Source organism: Pseudomonas oryzihabitans (assembly GCF_001518815.1).
Lineage (GTDB): Bacteria > Pseudomonadota > Gammaproteobacteria > Pseudomonadales > Pseudomonadaceae > Chryseomonas > Chryseomonas oryzihabitans_E.
In genome coordinates this window covers 1,197,764-1,213,940 of the sequence record NZ_CP013987.1, presented here as the reverse complement: position 1 = coordinate 1,213,940, position 16,177 = coordinate 1,197,764, and the positions used below count along the sequence as shown (strand labels likewise).

At 67.6% G+C, this 16,177-nt stretch carries 13 protein-coding genes; 6 read left to right on the top strand and 7 right to left on the bottom strand.

The features are described 5' to 3' along the window. Positions 1-20 precede the first annotated feature (20 nt). The 3 genes from APT59_RS05470 (at position 21) to APT59_RS22800 (ending at position 3,721) form a co-directional block, all read left to right on the top strand. A complete protein-coding gene (locus tag APT59_RS05470) occupies positions 21-1,466 on the top strand; it encodes a sensor histidine kinase (protein WP_059313931.1) in 1,446 nt (481 codons plus the stop codon). Next, entirely contained in the window at positions 1,451-2,788 is a 1,338-nt protein-coding gene (locus APT59_RS05465; protein WP_059313930.1) for a sigma-54-dependent transcriptional regulator, read from the top strand. Before APT59_RS05470 ends, APT59_RS05465 begins: the two co-directional genes overlap by 16 nt. 153 nt (positions 2,789-2,941) lie before the next feature. Continuing rightward, a complete protein-coding gene (locus tag APT59_RS22800; protein ID WP_059313929.1) occupies positions 2,942-3,721 on the top strand; it encodes a hypothetical protein in 780 nt (259 codons plus the stop codon). Here the strand turns inward: APT59_RS22800 and APT59_RS05455 are convergent, their stop codons facing one another. Beyond that, positions 3,722-4,942, bottom strand: coding sequence for a pyridoxal phosphate-dependent aminotransferase (locus tag APT59_RS05455; RefSeq protein WP_059313928.1), 1,221 nt, complete (start codon positions 4,940-4,942; stop codon positions 3,722-3,724). It abuts the gene before it with no gap. A 160-nt stretch (positions 4,943-5,102) separates the two neighbouring features. Here APT59_RS05455 and zapE point away from each other — a divergent pair, with 160 nt between their 5' ends. Beyond that, complete coding sequence (gene zapE, locus APT59_RS05450; protein WP_059313927.1) at positions 5,103-6,203, top strand: cell division protein ZapE; 1,101 nt, start codon at positions 5,103-5,105, stop codon at positions 6,201-6,203. Here the strand turns inward: zapE and APT59_RS05445 are convergent. Then, positions 6,200-7,141, bottom strand: a complete 942-nt coding sequence (locus APT59_RS05445) for a glycosyltransferase family 2 protein (protein ID WP_059313926.1) — start codon at positions 7,139-7,141, stop codon at positions 6,200-6,202. The two genes, zapE and APT59_RS05445, sit on opposite strands and share 4 nt — an antisense overlap. Continuing rightward, positions 7,138-7,518, bottom strand: a complete 381-nt coding sequence (locus tag APT59_RS05440) for a GtrA family protein (RefSeq protein ID WP_156428933.1) — start codon at positions 7,516-7,518, stop codon at positions 7,138-7,140. Before APT59_RS05440 ends, APT59_RS05445 begins: the two co-directional genes overlap by 4 nt. Positions 7,519-7,716: 198 nt before the next feature. Here APT59_RS05440 and APT59_RS05435 point away from each other — a divergent pair, with 198 nt between their 5' ends. Both APT59_RS05435 and APT59_RS05430 read left to right on the top strand, forming a co-directional pair. Next, positions 7,717-8,580: an MBL fold metallo-hydrolase gene (locus tag APT59_RS05435; RefSeq protein ID WP_059313924.1), complete on the top strand. Its 864-nt coding sequence runs from the start codon at positions 7,717-7,719 to the stop codon at positions 8,578-8,580. A 198-nt stretch (positions 8,581-8,778) separates the two neighbouring features. Next, positions 8,779-9,228 (top strand): DMT family transporter, encoded by a 450-nt coding sequence (locus tag APT59_RS05430; protein WP_237140601.1) that lies wholly within the window; start codon positions 8,779-8,781, stop codon positions 9,226-9,228. A gap of 2 nt (positions 9,229-9,230) precedes the next feature. Here APT59_RS05430 and APT59_RS05425 read toward each other — a convergent pair whose 3' ends face one another. The 4 genes from APT59_RS05425 to APT59_RS05410 all read right to left on the bottom strand — a co-directional run bounded on the left by APT59_RS05425 (position 9,231) and on the right by APT59_RS05410 (position 16,028). Further along, a complete protein-coding gene (locus APT59_RS05425; RefSeq protein WP_059316828.1) occupies positions 9,231-11,720 on the bottom strand; it encodes a sulfite reductase flavoprotein subunit alpha in 2,490 nt (829 codons plus the stop codon). After that, positions 11,720-12,403, bottom strand: a complete 684-nt coding sequence (locus APT59_RS05420; RefSeq protein ID WP_059313922.1) for a Fe2+-dependent dioxygenase — start codon at positions 12,401-12,403, stop codon at positions 11,720-11,722. The genes APT59_RS05425 and APT59_RS05420 overlap by 1 nt, the downstream gene beginning before the upstream one ends. Before the next feature lie 64 nt (positions 12,404-12,467). Continuing rightward, complete coding sequence (locus tag APT59_RS05415; protein WP_059313921.1) at positions 12,468-14,684, bottom strand: TonB-dependent receptor; 2,217 nt, start codon at positions 14,682-14,684, stop codon at positions 12,468-12,470. A 180-nt stretch (positions 14,685-14,864) separates the two neighbouring features. Next, positions 14,865-16,028 (bottom strand): type III PLP-dependent enzyme, encoded by a 1,164-nt coding sequence (locus APT59_RS05410; protein WP_059313920.1) that lies wholly within the window; start codon positions 16,026-16,028, stop codon positions 14,865-14,867. Between the last annotated feature and the right edge of the window lie 149 nt (positions 16,029-16,177).

Sequence of the window (16,177 nt, the reverse complement as noted above, 5' to 3'; positions counted from 1 at the left end):
AGACCTGGAAGAGAATGCCCATGTTCGGATCGCTGCGCAGCCGTCTGATCGCGCTGCTGCTGATGCTCGGCGGCATGGCCGTCGGGGTCGGCTGGCTGATGATCCTGCTGCTGCGCCAGTCGGAAAGCGCACAGCTCGGCCAGGCCACGGTGGAAGCCGAGCAGGCCTGCCAGGTCATCGCCAGCAGCTATCGCTTCTACAGCAACGGCTGGTCCGGCCCTACCGCCGGCCTCGCCGATCCGGCGCTACGCCAGGGCCTCAACGGCGTGGCCAGCGTCGCCCTGCTGCGCTATCGCGGCATGGGCGGCGGTCTCTGGCAGGAGCAGGCGGGGATGCTGGCCGACGCCAGTCCCTTCAGCCTGACCGATGCCGAGCGCCGGCATCTGGCCGATCTCGCCGCCGCCGCCCTGGCCGAGGCGCGCAGCCTGAGCGACAGCTTCAGCGTCGACGGCGCCACGGTGCTGGTGGCGGCCTGTCCGCTGTCCGGCCCCATCCCCGATCTCGCCGCCTGGACCCTGACCCGCCTGACCTTTGCCGAGGGCAGCGGCCAGCGTCAGCTGAAACTGGGCCTCGGCCTTTTGCTGCTGGCCATGCTGGCGGCCACCCTGCTGCTCGGCCGGCTCACCTGGCAATGGTCGCGGCATGTCACCCGGGTCGAACGTGATCTCGGGACGAGCGCCAGCCAGGACCTGCCCACCCTCGCCCTTACCGGCGAACGCGAATTGGACCGGGTGCTCGCCGCGCTCAACCAGGCCGGGCAACGCCTGGCCCAGGCCCGCGCCGAAGCCCAGCGCCTGACCACCCAGGTCCACGCCAGCGAGCGGCTGGCGGCGCTGGGCCGGGTGGCCGCCGGGGTCGCCCACGAGATCCGCAATCCGCTGGCCGCCATGCGCCTCAAGGCCGAGAACGCCCTGGCCGGCGATGCCGAGCGCCAGCGGCGCGCCCTGGACGCCATCCTGCCGCAGATCGCCCGCCTGGACAGCCTGCTGCGCCGCCTGCTCGATCTCACCCAGCCGCCGCAGTTGCAGCCGACTGCCGTCGATCTCCCGACCTTCTGCCGCGAGGTGCTGGCCAGTCACGAAGACCAGGCGGGCCAGCGTGGCATCCGCCTGGTCGCCCGGGTGGCCGTCGATCAAGGCTGTTTCGACCGCGACGCCCTGGGTCGCGCCCTGGACAACCTGCTGCTCAACGCCCTGCAGGCCGCTCCGGCCGACAGCGAGATCCGCCTGGACGTCAGCCGGCGCGACGACTGGCTGGTGCTGGCGGTGGAAGACGCAGGCCAGGGGCCGCCTGCCGAACTGCGCGGGCAGCTCTTCGAACCCTTCGTCACCGGTCGCCCCGAAGGCACAGGCCTCGGCCTGGCCCTGGTCCGCGAAACCGCCCGCGCCCATGGCGGCGAGGCGCGCCTGGCCGAACCCTTCCCTTCCACCCGTTTCGAGATCCTCTTGCCATGCCAACCCTGCTGATCATCGATGACGACGCTGGTCTGCGCGACGCCCTGGCGGAAACCGCCGCGGACCAGGGCTACCGGGTACTGCAGGCGGATCAAGGCGAAGCGGGGCTGGCGCTGCTCGAACGGGAGGCGGTGGACGCCGTGCTGCTCGACCTGCGCATGCCCGGGCTGGATGGCCTGGAGGTACTGGCGCGCATTCGCGCTCTCCCCGAGCCGCCGGCGGTCACGGTGCTCACCGCCTTTGCCAGCGCCGGCAATACCATCGAGGCCATGCGTCTGGGCGCCTTCGACCACCTTACCAAGCCCATTGGCCGCGAGGAGCTGATCCGGGTACTGGCCGGCATGACTGCCCAGCGCGGCGCCGCCAGCGCACCGCCAGCCTCGGTCGAAAGCCATACCCTGGTAGGCGGCAGCGATGCCCTGCGCCAGGTGCAAAAGACCATCGGCCGCCTGGTGGACAGCGAGGCCACGGTACTGGTCACCGGCGAGACCGGCACCGGCAAGGAACTGGTGGCCCGCGCCATCCACGAGCACGGCAAGCGCCGCGGCGCGCCCTTCATGGCAGTCAACTGCGCGGCCATCCCGCCGGATCTGCTGGAAAGCGAACTCTTCGGCCATGTGCGCGGGGCCTTCAGCGGGGCCACCGCCAATCGCCTCGGCGCCTTTCGCAAGGCCCAGGGCGGCACTCTCTTTCTCGACGAGATCGGCGACATGCCATTGCCGATGCAGGCCAAGATCCTCCGCGCCCTGCAGGAACGTGAGGTGACCCCGGTGGGTGGCGCACCGGTGCGCCTGGACGTGCGGCTGGTGGCGGCCACCCACCGCGACCTGGCCCAGCGCGTCACCACTGGCGACTTCCGCGAAGACCTCTTCTATCGCCTGCACGTGGTGCCCATCCACCTGCCGGCTCTGCGCGAGCGCCGCGCCGACATCCTGCCCCTGGCCGAGCACTTCCTCGCGCCCAGCGGCCGGGTGCTAGCGGACGATGCCGCCGCCCTGCTGCTGCGCCACCCCTGGCCAGGCAACGTGCGGGAATTGCGCAACGCCATCCAGCGCGCCGCGACCCTGGCCCAGGGCGAGCGCATCGTCGCCGCCGACCTGGCCTTTCTGCAGGGCGAGACCCCGGATGCGGTGGCTATCGATGCCAGCTGGCCGGAAGAGACCCTGGCCGAAGCCACCGCGCGCCTTGAACGCCTGCTGATCGAGCGGGCCCTGCAACGCAGCGGCGGCAATCGCGCCGAAGCAGCGCGGCGTCTGGGCATTCATCGCCAGCTGCTCTACACCAAGCTGAGCCGGCTGGGCCTGGGTGTCGGCGAAGAAGACAGCCCCGCCTAGGCTGTCCGCTTTGCCGACAGGGCTGTCCGCAAGCCGGACGCAATGCCTGGCCCGGATAGCCGCTAAAAGTACCAAGCCATTGATTGATAAAGAAAATAAAAGTTGGCACAGGCCCTGCAATAGTCTGATCGTCAACCACCGCAGGAGTCATCCATGCCTACCAAGACCCAAACCCTCGTGATCGGGACCTTCGCCCTGCTGTCCGTCAGCGGCCTCGTCCTGGCACAAACCGCGCCGGCCACCGGCACCGCGACCACCGCTGCCAGCGCCCAGATTCCCACCCAGCAGGGCCAGCTCAAGCAGTTCCTGCTCAACCCCCGCGGCGACATCGACGGCCTGATCCTGGCCGACGGCACCGAGGTCAACACCCCGCCGCACCTGTCCGAGCAACTGGCCGCCACCTTCAAACCGGGTGACAGCATCAACGTCGCCGGCCTGCGCGCCGCCAGCCTGCCGTTGGTCCAGGCGGTGTCCCTGACCAATGTCCAGACCGGCAAGACGGTCACCGACGAAGGCCCCGAGCGCGTGGGCGGCCGCCGTCCGCCGGCGCCCCCGGCACCTGGCGCGGAGCGTGATGGCGACAGCCTCCAGGGCCAGATCGTCCAGCTGCTGCACGGCCCCCGTGGCGATGTGAACGGCGCCCTGCTGCAGGACGGCACCGCCCTGCGCCTGCCGCCCCACGAAGCCCTGCGCCTGCAAGCGCTGCTCAAGCCCGGTCAGAGCATCGCTGCTCGCGGCGAGCTGGTGACCAACGCCCAGGGTCGTGCCTTCCGGGTCAGCGCCCTCGGCGCCGACGCCAACTCGCTGCAGACCCTGGATACCCCGCCGGCGCCCCGTGGCCCCGGTCGTCTGCCGCCGCCCCCGCCCCCTGGCGTCCAGCCGGTCGCCCCGGGTGCGCAACCGCCGGCGCCGCCCGCTCCGCCGGCCGGCTGATCAGGCCGGCAGTCGCTGGGTCGCCTCGGCGATCCGGCGGCAGGCTTCCTCCAGCACCTCCCGCGAGGTGGCGTAGGAAACCCGGAAATAAGGCGCCAGGCCAAAGGCCGAGCCTGGCACCACCGCCACCCCGCCCTCGTCCATGAGGTAGCGGGTGAAGGCCGTATCGCTGTCGATCACCTCCCCGTTCGGCGTCCGCCGACCCAAGACCCCCGCGCAACTGGCGTAGACATAGAAGGCCCCCTCGGGCCGCCGCGCCGACAGACCCGGCACCGCATTCAAGGCATCCACCACCAGATCCCGCCGCTCGCGAAACAGCTCGCAGCGCTCGCGCACGATGTCCTGCGGCCCATCCAGGGCGGCGATGGCCGCGGCCTGGCTGACCGAGCAGGGGCAGGAGGTCACCTGGCTCTGCACACTGGCCATGGCCTGGATCAGCGCCTTCGGTCCACCGGCGTAGCCCAGGCGCCAACCGGTCATGGCATAGGCCTTGGAGACGCCGTTGATGGTCAGGGTACGCTCTCGCAGCCGCGGCTCCAGCGCCGCCGGGGTGACGAAGCGAAAGCCGTCGTAGAGGATGTGTTCGTACATGTCGTCCACCATCAGCCAGACCTGCGGATGGCGCAGCAGCACCTCCAGCAGCGGCCGATAGTGTTCCTCGCCATAGGCCGCCCCCGAAGGGTTGGACGGCGAATTGAGCATCACCCAACGGGTGCGTGGGGTGATGGCCGCCTCCAGGGCCGCGGCGGTCAGGCGGAAGCCATCCTCCTCACGGCACGGCAGCACCACCGGCGTGCCGCCGAGGATGGTGACGATGTCGGCATAGGTCACCCAGAAGGGCGCGGGGATGATCACCTCGTCGCCCGCGTCCAGGGTCGCCATCATGGCATTGAAGATCACCTGCTTGGCGCCGGCCGAGGCGGTCACCTCGTCCTGGGCGAATACCAGGTCGTTCTCCCGCGCGAACTTGCGGCGGATGGCTTCCTTGAGCGCCGGGCTGCCGTCGAGCACCGTGTACTTGGTCTGGCCGGCGCGGATGGCCTGGATCGCCGCCTCCTTGATGTGCTCCGGGGTATCGAAATCCGGCTCGCCCGCACCCAGTACCAGCAGATCGGCGCCCTGGCGGCGCAAGGCGTTGGCGCGCTCGGTGATCTTGAGGATTTCGGAGACGCCCACGGACGACAGGCATTGGGCGATATGCAGGGTGGAATCGGCGGCCATGACAGGGCTCCAGGCAGAGATGAAAGCGGGTGCCGGCGGCGTCCGGCAGGGTCGTCTCGCACTATCGAACCGCTGCGGCCGGCCTTCAAACGCTATAAAGGACTCATGTCATTCCGCCGGGGCATGGTCTGCTGACTACACGGGCGCTAGAGTGGCGACCATGTCGAACGCCCTCTCTCCCCTCGCCGCCTACCGCCATGCCCTGGCCCAGGGGGACCGCCTGCCCGATGCCGCCCAGGAGGCCGCTGCGCGCCAGCTGGAAGCCTGCCACGCGGCGCTGCTGGCCGGCCGTCCGGCACGCGGTCTCTATCTCTGGGGTCCGGTCGGGCGCGGCAAGACCTGGCTGCTGGACCTGTTCCACGCCAGCCTGCCGGTGCCCGCCCGCCGCCAGCATTTCCACCACTTCATGCGCTGGGTGCACCAGCGCCAGTTCCAGCTGGCCGGCACCCGCGATCCCCTGCAGGTGCTGGCCCGGGAACTGGCCGCCGAGGTGCGGGTGCTGTGCTTCGACGAACTCTTCGTCAGCGACATCGGCGACGCCATCCTGGTGGGCGGCCTGCTGCGCGCCCTGCTGGACCAGGGCCTGGTGCTGGTGGTCACCTCCAACCAGCCGCCGGAGCAGCTCTATGCCGACGGCTTCAATCGCGAGCGCCTGTTGCCGGCCATCGCCGCGCTCCAGGCGCAGCTGGACGTGCTGGAGATGGACGGCGGCCAGGACCACCGTCTGCATGAAGGCCAGCCCGAGCCACGCTATTGGGTAGAGGATCCCGCCGCGCTGGCCACGACCTTCGCCCAGCTCACCGCCGGCCAAGCCGCGACCGATGAGCCCCTCGCCCTCGGCGAGCGCCTGTTGCCGGTTATCCAGCGTGCACCCGGGGCGATCTGGCTGGACTTCGCCACCCTCTGCCAGGGCGCCTGGGCGACCACCGACTACATCGATCTCTGCACCCGCTTCCCCGCCCTGCTGCTGGGCGGCGTGCCTTGCCTGTCCGGTGATCCCCGCGCAGGCCGTATCGCCCGCGGCACCGAAGACGGCGCGCAACGCGTGCTGGCCGGCGACCGCGAACTGCCGCGCCTGGCGCCCCAGGACGACGCCGTGCGCCGCTTCATCGCCCTGGTCGACGAAGCCTACGACCGCCGCTGCCCGCTCTACCTGAACGCCGCCGTGCCCCTGGAGCAGCTGTATACCCGCGGCTTTCTGGAATTCCCCTTCCGCCGCACCCTGAGTCGGCTCAGGGAGATGCAGCAGGCGCGGTACTAGGCGTCGCGCCTCGCCCCGCGCTTGAGCACATAGCGCGGCCGGCGCTTGGTTTCGATGTAGATGCGACCGATGTATTCGCCGAGCACACCGATGCCGATCAACTGCACGCCACCGAAGAAGAGGATGGCGGTCATCAGTGAGGGATAACCCGGTACCCGATTGCCGAAGGCCAGCTTCTCGAAGATCAGATAGCCGGCATAGGCCAGGGACACCAGAGCAACGAAACCACCGAGGTAGGTCCAAAGGCGCAGTGGTACGGTGCTGAAGGAGGTGAAGCCCTCCAGGGCCAGGTTCCATAGTTTCCAGCCATTGAATTTGCTGCTGCCGGCGCTGCGCGGGGCGCGTTCGTACTCCACCACCCGGGTTTCGAAACCAACCCAGGAGAGGATGCCCTTCATGAACAGGTTGCGCTCCGGCAGTTCTCTGATGGCATCCACCACCTCGCGACTCATCAGGCGGAAATCTCCGACATTCTCCTCGATGGGCGTCTGGGCGATGCGGTTGTGCAGGCGATAGAAGCCCTCGGCTGTCAGCCGCTTGAGCGGACTGTCGCTGCGCCGGTCGATGCGCTTGGCCAGCACCACCTCGGCGCCCTGGCGCCATTGTTCAAGCAGCCGGGGAATGACGTCCAAGGGATCCTGCAGGTCGACGTCCAGAGGTACCACCACATCGCCGCTGGCATGCTCGATGCCCGCGAACAGGGCGGCCTCCTTGCCGAAATTGCGCGACAGCTGCAGCACCAGTACTCGCGGATCCCACTGACGCAAGCGTTCGAGCACCCGCGCACTGCCATCGCGGCTCCCATCGTCGACGAACAGCAGTTCCAGGTCGTGACGGGTCAGTTCCGGATGAGCGCAGACCGCGTGATAGAAGAGTTCGATGGCCAACTCTTCGTTGAACACCGGCACTACAAGGGACAGCTTTACGGCATCACTCATCTGAACACCCACAGGGACGACAGCAGATAGCTGAACACTGGCACCAGCGCGGTGGCGGCGAGCAGCGCATAGAGGGGCGGCACGCCCCAGGCAAGCAAACCGGTCAGCAACAGGTTGTTGAGACCGAAGCCGGCGAGCGCGACCAGCAGGAAGCGCCAAGGCGATCCAGCGCGGGCGAAGGTGATATGCCGGTGACCCAGGTAGGACACGCCGAAAGCGACCAGGAAGGCGCCGAGATTGGCGGGATAGGCCGGCCAACTGCAGAGACCCAGCAGCAGGGTAGCGACAGCCATATGCACCAGGGTGGCGGCGGCACCGACCAGGGCGAAACGCAGGGGCCTGCCTGCCGACTTAGCCAAGGAACCGGATGAAGACACGCTAGACCTCGGCGCAGCACTAGAGACCGGCGAACGTTAACCTGCCAGCGTCGAAACATCCTGTTGCATCCGTTGCAATTCCGTCATCTGGCGACCAGCGGTCGATGCCGTCGCAACAGGTGCGGCGACGAGGCACGCCACGGGGCAGCAGGGCCCCGTGTTAAGGTGGGACGTCCTTTCTCTTCACGAGGCCCGGTCATGACTCCGCGCATCGAACCCTTCTTCGACGCCACCACGTCCACCTTCACCTATGTGATCTACGAGGCGCCCGGCAGTCGCTGCGCCATCGTCGACTCGGTGCTGGACTACGATCCGCATTCGGGCCGCACCGCCACCCTCTCGGCGGATCGCGTCGCTCGCTTCGTGCGCGACCAGGGGCTGACGGTGGAGTGGCTGCTGGAAACCCACGCCCACGCCGACCATCTTTCCGCCGCGCCCTATCTGCGCCGGCAGCTGGGCGGCCGCATCGCCATCGGCGAAGGCATCCGCCGCGTCCAGGGCGCCTTCAAGGACGTCTTCAACCTGGAGCCGGAGTTTCGCCTAGACGGCTCCCAGTTCGATCACCTGTTCCAGCCCGACGAGGTCTTCCACATCGGTGCCCTCAGCGCTCGCGCCCTGCATGTGCCCGGCCACACCCCGGCCGACATGGCCTATCAGGTGGAAGAAGAGCACGTCTTCGTCGGCGACACCCTGTTCATGCCCGATGTCGGCTCGGCCCGTTGCGACTTTCCCGGTGGCAGTGCTCGTGATCTCTATCGCTCGATCCGCCGCCTGCTGACCCTGCCGGAAGCCACCCGCCTCTACCTGTGCCACGACTATCCGCCAGCGGGCCGCGAAGCGCGTCACGAGACCACCGTGGGCGAAGAGCGTGCCCTCAATGTCCACGTTCGCGATGGCGTGGACGAAGACGCCTTCGTCGCCCTGCGCACCCGCCGCGACGCCACCCTGTCCATGCCGACCCTGATCCTGCCGGCGATCCAGGTGAACATCCGCGCCGGTACCCTGCCGCCGGCCGAGGCCAACGGTCGACGCTACCTGAAGATTCCCATCGACGGCTTCTAGCCCTGCGCTTGCGTCATCCAACGGGATAGCCACAGCCGCTGGGCCCAGGCTTTCCCGGGCCGGCCAGGCAGGTCGCCCTGTTCACCCGTGGTGCCATGGCGAGGGCTCCCAGGGAGCAGCAGCCCAACCGCGAGTCGCCGGTTCGACCGCTTCGCCATCCCCTGCGGCATACTGCGCGGCCCCTTTCTGCCTGGAGTCCTGTCGATGCCCGTCTGGTGGCTACTCGTCCTGCCCTTCATCGCCGGCGCCTGCCTGCCGTTGCAAGCCGGCATCAACGGTCAACTGGCTCGCCAGCTGTCCAGCGTTTTCGCCGCGGCGTCCATTTCCTTCCTGGTCGGCCTGCTCGCCCTGCTGGGCCTGACCCTCTGGCAGCGCGGCGTCCCTACCCTGGGCGCGTTGCGCGAGCTGCACTGGTGGCACTGGTGTGGCGGGCTGCTGGGCATGTTCTTTATCGCCATGGCAGCCTTCGCCGGTCCGCGCATCGGCGCCACCCTGTTCATGGCGCTGGTGATCGCCGGCCAACTGGCCATGTCGCTGAGCCTGGATCACTTTGGCTGGGCCGGCTTTCGCCAGGATCCGGTTACCCTCGGCAAGCTGGCCGGCGTGGTGCTGATCGGCGCCGGCGTCTGGTGCATCACCCGCGCCTAGCGCTAATAGAGGTCGCGACGGTAGCGGTTTTCATCCAGCAACCGTTGCACCTCGGCCTCGCCGAGCAACGCCTGCAGGGTGGCCTGGACACCGCGCCCCAGGCCCTGCAGGCTGCCGCAGACCATGATCACGGCATCGGCCGCCAGCCAGTCGAACAAGAGGTCGCGCTGCGCCTCCAGCCGCCCCTGCACATAGCCATCGCCCTCGCGCGAGAACACCCGGTCCAACCGGGCCAGCCCGCCTTGGGCCTGCCAGGCCTGCAACTGAGTACCGTAGAAATCATCGTGCGCCGCCGTGCGTTCGCCGAACAGCAGCCAGTTGCGTCTGTGCCCGGCGGCGATGCGTGCGGCCAGCAGGGACCGTACCCCGGCAAGACCGGTCCCGGCGGCGATCAGGATCAGCGGGCGCTCGTCCAGTGGTGGCCGGAAGCCGGGATGGGTGCGTAGCCGCGCCTGCACCTGGTCACCGGGCCGTAGCGCCGTGGTCAACCAGCCGGAGGCGATACCCAGGCGACCATCCGCCTTGCGCTCCTGGCGCACCAGCAGTCGCAGGGCGCCTTCGCCGGGCAGCGAGGCGATGGAGTACTGGCGTACGGCGAGCGGCACCAGGGCGTCGACCAGCGCCTGGGCGTCCAGGCCCCGCAGCGCAGTCTGGTCTTCCGGCAGCAGACGGGTTTCCAGGGCCGTCGCCAGCTTGAGCGTCACACCGCCGATCTCGACCCTGCTGTCAGCGGCCAGGCCCAGGGGCTGCAGCCAGGCTGCCACGCGCTCGGCGCGCTGGCGTGGCGCGATCTCCAGGAGGTCACCTGGTGCCCAGTGGCTTCCAGGCAGTGGCCGCAGCTGCAGCTCGAAAGCAGGGCCGCCGGGGCTGCCGGCATTGAGCCGCTGCACCGACGCCAGCTGCCAGGACTGCAACGGACGCTCGGGCGATGGTTCGATACGCGCGGCGCCCAGGGCCTGCAACTGACCCTGCCAGACCGCAAGCGCCAGGGGGTCGCCATTGTCCACCTCCACCGGAGCGAACAGTGACCGGGCGCCCTGTCCATCCAGCCAGGCGTCCAGCCGTTGGGCGAAGGCGCAGTAGGCCGGATAGCGCCGGTCGCCCAGGGCCAGCACCCCATAGCTCAGGCTTGGCAGCGTTGCCGCCTGGGTCAGCATCCGCCGCTCGAAGCCGCGCGCGGCATCCGGGGCCTCGCCGTCGCCGTGGGTGGCGACGACGAACAGCGCCCGGGTGGCCTGCTGCAGCCGCTCCACCGAGAGACGCCCGAGCGCGACCACCTCGGCGCTCAGCCCCGCCGCCTGCAGCTGGCCGGCGGCTTGCCAGGCCAGCGCCTCGCCCTGGCCACTCTGGCTGGCATAGCCGATCAGCCAGTCGGCGCTCCCTGCCGCGGCCGGTGTGAGCCCGCTCTGCGCCTGGCGCGCCTGGCGGCGTTTGCGCCGGCGATCCAGATAGAGCCAGAGTCCGGTCACCATGAACAGCGGCATGGCGAGGCTGGCGAGCAGCAGGGCGATCCGTCCCGCCAGGCCGAAGTACTCCCCCGAATGCAGGGCATAGACGCTGAGCAACAGCCGGGCACCCAGCGGCTGCTCGCGGTAACGACGATGATCGAGCACCCGCCCCTGGCCGTCGAAGACGAGGCGATTGAGCGCGCGGATGTGCTCGGCATCGTCGGGCAGGTACCAGAGCGTCGGATGACTGACCTTGCGCGCCGGATTGGGCAGCAGCAGGCCGTAGCCCTCCACGCGTCCGCCGGTCTCTGCGCGGAAGCTCTGCCAGAGCGCGTCCAGATCCACCTCCTGGCGCGCGACCACCCCCGTGGTCTGGGGCTCCGGGGCGGCGCCGAGCAGGCGCTCGCTGGCCTCGCGGTACCAGTCATAGGACCAATAGAGACCGGTCAGGGCCGCCAGCAGATAGAGCAGCAGGCACCAGGTGCCCGCCACGGCGTGCAGGTCCCAATGGAAACTGCGCCCACGGCGCGCCCAGTCCAGGGTCAGCCAGGTGCGCCAGCGGCGTACGTGACGCGGCCAGCGCAGGTACAGCCCGGACAGACAGAGCACCAGCAGGATCAGGGTGGCCGCGCCGGTCAGGGCCTTGCCCACCGGCCCCAGGGCCAGGGAGCGGTGCAGGTCCAGGACCAGGCGAAAGAACGCCTGGCCGCGAGGCGAACTCAGCACCTCGCCCGTGTAGCGATCGAACAGCTGCACCTCACCACGGCCTTGACCACTGGCCGGTGCCAGGCCGAGCAGGCCATAGCCCTCCCCCGCCATGCTGGAGACGAAGCTCAACTCCCGGCCCGGAGGAACGAGGCGCTGCCGCACCTCCGGCAGCGTCAGCGGACGCCGGTCCGCAGTCGCGGCGCTTGGCGGCGGATTGAGCAGCTCCAGCAATTCCAGCTGAAAGCTGTAGAGCGCACCCGTCACCCCTAGCACCACTAGTACCAGGCCAGCCGCTAGCCCAAGCAGGCTGTGCAGCTGGAAGAGGCCCCTGCGAATCAGGGCTGGGCCCATTGTCGCAGGAGGTTGTGATAGACGCCGGTCAGCTGCAGGCAGGCCTCATGGCCCTGCCCCAGCTCGGCGGCGGCCCGCTGGATGCCTTGGTCGAGTTCGAACAGCTGGCTGCGCTGGCCGGCATCGCGCACCAGGCTCTGGATCCAGAAGAAGGAACACAGCCGCATGCCACGGGTGACCGGCAGCACCCGATGCAGGCTGCTGGCCGGATAGAGGATCAGATCGCCAGCCGCCAGCTTGACGCTGTGGGCGCCATAGGTGTCCTCCACCACCAGTTCGCCACCGTCGTACTCGTCCGGCTCGCACAGGAACAGGGTGGCCGACAGGTCGGTGCGCAGATAGCCGCTGCCATCCGGTAAGGGGCGCAGGGCGTTGTCCACGTGCAGGCCGAAGGACTGGCCGCCCTGGTAGAGATTGAACAGTGGCGGAAAGACTCGTGCCGGTAGCGCGGCGGCAACGAACAGCGGATGCCGCGCCAGCGCCTGCTGGATCAGCTCGCCCACCGCGCGCGCCGCCGGCGCGTCCGCCGGCAATTGCAGGTTGTCCTTGGCCATGGCCGACTGGAAGCCGGCGGTGTGCTTGCCGTCGGCCCAGGCCGCGGCCTCCAGCCGCTGGCGGCAGTCCCTTACCTGGTCGGGCGTCAGCACGCCCGGAACGCTGATCATCATGGCAATCCCCTCTAACGCCGAAAGCCCTGCGCGCGCGCAGGGCCTCGGTGTTTTGCGTTCGACCTTAGAAGCTGTAGGTCGCGGTCAGGATGGCGGAACGGGCATCGCCATATTCGATGGCCGAGGACCGCGTGGTGGCGCCGAGCTGCGAGCGCACCCGCTCCACATAGTCCTTGTCGAAGACGTTGTTGACGTTGAGCTGCAGGTCGACGTTGCGGTTGACGCGGTAGCCGACCATGGCGTTGTGCAGCCAGTAGGCGTCGAGCTTGGCGCCGTCGTTGCTGGAGGTGACGTTGCGCTCGCTGACATAGCGCGCACCATAGCCCACCCGCCAGCCAGCCGGCAGCTCGTAGGTGGTCCAGAGATTGAGCGAGCGCGGCGGGGTGTTGGCCAGCGCCTGCCCCTCTCGATTGCGTCCATCCAAGGTATCGGCGGCCTTGAGCGTCTCGCTGTCGAGGAAGGTGAAGTTGGCGTAGACGTTCCACTGCGGGGTGAGACGCCCAGTGGCACCCAGCTCGATGCCCTGCACGCGCTGCTCGCCGGCCAGCGCGGTGCTGCCGTCCACCAGGGTTTCCCGAGCGTTGCTCTTCTCGACGCGGAACAGGGCGCCGTCCAGCTCCAGGCGCTTGTCGAGGAATTCCCACTTGGTGCCCAGTTCCCAGGTCTTGTTCTTTTCCGGCCCCAGATCCTGGTTGGCCGCGCTCAGCCCGCCGCCGGTGGAGGTCAGGCTTTCCGCCGAGGGGTTGAAGGAGGTGCCATAGGCGACATAGACCCGACCGTTCGGTGCCGGCTTGAACACCAGGCCAGCGCGCCCGCTCAGCTTGGCATCATCGGAACTCAGGTGAGTCTTGGCGCCGCGCACACCGTTGGCGACCGGGGTGGTGTCGCTGTCGCCGTCGAACCAGTCGTAACGCAGACCCAGGTTCAAATCCCAGTACTGACTCAGGGCGATGGTGTCGAAGGCATAGAGCGCCTTGTCGGTCAGGACATTGTTGGCAATGGCCGAGGTCTGCTTGTTGGTCGCCCCGTCATAGCGCTCCGGCGGTGCAGCCAGGGAGTAGCCGGCGGCCGGGAAGGTCAGGCCATAGCTGTAGGTATCGCGGTCGTAGTCCTCGCGGGAGAATTCGGCGCCCAGCACGAAGGAATGGCCCAGGCCGAAGGTGTCGAAATCGCCGCTCAGGTTGGTCTGGTTGATCCACATCTCCGAAGTCACGTCGCGGCCATAGCCCTGGGGACCAGCCGGGCGATAGCGGCCCGCGGCCACGCCGCCCAGGTTGACGTGGGATGCCGAGATCACCGTGTCGCGCTCGATGCGGCTGTAGCGGGTCAGGTTCTGCAGGCTCAGGTTGTCGTTGAAGCGGTGCTCCAGCTCCACGGTGAAGACATTGTTGTTGATGTCTTCCTTGTCGATGTTCCTGAAGCCGAAGTAGGCGTCGCGATCCACCCCGCCCAAACGCTTGCCGTTGAGCGCCGGCACCCCGTAGTCGGGCTGGTTGTTGTCGGTCTGGTGGAAGTAACTCAGGGTCAGGCGGGTGTCGTCCGACAGGCCCAGGGCCAGCGACGGCGCGATGCCCCAGCGCTCGCGGTCGATCTGGTCGCGGCCGGGCACGTCGTTCTCGTGGGCCATCAGGTTCAGGCGGAAGGCACTGTCGTTACCTACGCCTTGCAGCGGCTGGTTGGTGTCCAGGGTCAGGCGGCGATAGCTGTCGGTGCCCAGGCCTGCGCCGATGCGGGTGAACTGGCGCTCCTGGGGCTTCTTGCTGATCAGGTTGATGGAGCCACCCGTGGTGCCGGCGCCGCCGAACACCGAGTTGGGGCCCTTGATGACCTCGACCGATTCCAGGTTGAAGGTGTCGGTACGGTTGGTCTGGGTGCTGTCGCGCAGGCCATCGATCTGGATGTTCGAGTTGGCGCTGAAGCCACGGATGTTGATGCTGTCGCCGGAGCCGCCACCGCCCTCACCGGCGTTGAAGGTGATACCGGAGACGTTGGACAGCACCGATCTCAGACTCAGTGCCTGCTGATCCTGGATCACCTGCGTCGGCACCACGGTGACGGTCTGCGGGGTATCCAGCAAGGGAGCGGTGTACTTGCGCGAGGCGGATTGCTCGGCCTTGAAGCCTTCCTGCTGCGCCTGACCTTCGATAGTCAGACTTTCCAACCGGGTCACCGGCTCTCTGGCCTCTTCGGCCTGGGCTCCCAGAGACAACGAGGCAACAGCGACACTGAACGTAGAAACCAGCAAACGACGCTGGGACAGCGAGGACATTTCCTTGGACATGATGACGAGCCGCCTCCTTTCTTGAATGCGGCGCGATTCTATTTGCAAACGATTATCAAATCCATAGCGAATGTAAACTATTCTTAACAACTTACAAAAAGCCTGACAAATCCCTTATCGACAGGCATGAAAAAGCCCGCGTCCTTTGCGGGACACGGGCTCGATCAACGCAGGAAGGCGTTAGAGGTAGAAGGCCTTCAGCGGCGGGAAACCGTTGAATTCCACCGCGCTGTAGCTGGTGGTGTAGGCACCGGTAGACAGCCAGTACAGGCGGTCGCCACTGGCCAGGTTCAACGGCAGGCCGTACTTGTAGTGCTCGTACATGATGTCGGCGCTGTCGCAGGTCGGGCCGGCGATCACCACCTCTTCCATCTCGCCCTTCTTCTCGGTCCAGATCGGGAACTTGATGGACTCGTCCATGGTTTCGATCAGGCCGGAGAACTTGCCGACGTCGGTATAGACCCAGCGCTCCACGGCGGTACGCGACTTGCGCGCCACCAGCACTACTTCGCTGACCAGGATACCGGCATTGGAAATCAGCGAACGGCCCGGCTCCAGGATGATTTCCGGCAGCTCGTCGCCGAAATCTTCCTTGAGGAAGCGGATGATTTCCTCGGCATAGGTCTCCAGGCTGTTGGTGCGATGGATGTAGTTGGCCGGGAAGCCACCCCCCATGTTGATCATCTTCAGGGTGATGCCGTCTTCTTCCTTGAGGCGCTCGAAGATCACCTTGACCTTGGCGATGGCGGCGTCCCAGACATCGATGTCGCGCTGCTGGCTGCCGACATGGAAGGAGATGCCATAGGGCTCCAGGCCCAGCTGGCGGGCCAGGATCAGCAGGTCCAGGGCCATGTCGGGCTGGCAGCCGAACTTGCGCGACAGCGGCCAGTCGGCCGAGTTGGAGCCTTCGGTGAGGATCCGCACATAGATGCGCGAGCCCGGAGCGGCCTTGGCGATGTTGCGCAGGTCGGCCTCGGAGTCGGTGGCGAACATGCGCACGCCCTTCTCGTAGAAGTAGCGGATGTCCTTGGATTTCTTGATGGTGTTGCCGTAGCTGATGCGCTCCGGACCGACACCAGTGGACAGCACCTTGTCCAGCTCGTAGATGGAGGCGATGTCGAAGTTGGAGCCCTTGTCACGCAGTAGCTCGGTGATCTCGATGGCCGGGTTGGCCTTGACCGCGTAGTAGATCTTGGCGAACGGGAAGTTGCCAACGAGATCGTCATAGGCCCGCGCGATGGTGGCGGTGTCGATGACGACGAAGGGGGTTTCATGCTGGTCGGCGAAGGCCTTCATCTTCTGGAAGGTTTCGCGAGAATAGTAATCTTCGACCTTGATGGACATGCGTCGGGCTCCCGATGGGCAGAACAAATTGAAGGAGGGGGTGTTCTGAACGCCTAATCCGTTTCCCCACTTTGGTTCGCCTACTTCCCAAGGCACATCGCCGAAAGCAAAAAGGTCAACGCGTACTGGCGTTGACCTCGCTGTCTCGT

Excerpts from the sequence above, each read along its gene's own strand:
- APT59_RS05470 (WP_059313931.1), top strand. The coding sequence starts at position 21 with ATGTTCGGATCGCTGCGCAGCCGTCTGATCGCGCTGCTGCTGATGCTC.
- APT59_RS05465 (WP_059313930.1), top strand. The coding sequence starts at position 1,451 with ATGCCAACCCTGCTGATCATCGATGACGACGCTGGTCTGCGCGACGCC.
- APT59_RS22800 (WP_059313929.1), top strand. The coding sequence starts at position 2,942 with ATGCCTACCAAGACCCAAACCCTCGTGATCGGGACCTTCGCCCTGCTG.
- APT59_RS05455 (WP_059313928.1), bottom strand. The coding sequence starts at position 4,942 with ATGGCCGCCGATTCCACCCTGCATATCGCCCAATGCCTGTCGTCCGTG.
- zapE (WP_059313927.1), top strand. The coding sequence starts at position 5,103 with ATGTCGAACGCCCTCTCTCCCCTCGCCGCCTACCGCCATGCCCTGGCC.
- APT59_RS05445 (WP_059313926.1), bottom strand. The coding sequence starts at position 7,141 with ATGAGTGATGCCGTAAAGCTGTCCCTTGTAGTGCCGGTGTTCAACGAA.
- APT59_RS05435 (WP_059313924.1), top strand. The coding sequence starts at position 7,717 with ATGACTCCGCGCATCGAACCCTTCTTCGACGCCACCACGTCCACCTTC.
- APT59_RS05420 (WP_059313922.1), bottom strand. The coding sequence starts at position 12,403 with ATGATGATCAGCGTTCCGGGCGTGCTGACGCCCGACCAGGTAAGGGAC.
- APT59_RS05415 (WP_059313921.1), bottom strand. The coding sequence starts at position 14,684 with ATGTCCAAGGAAATGTCCTCGCTGTCCCAGCGTCGTTTGCTGGTTTCT.
- APT59_RS05410 (WP_059313920.1), bottom strand. The coding sequence starts at position 16,028 with ATGTCCATCAAGGTCGAAGATTACTATTCTCGCGAAACCTTCCAGAAG.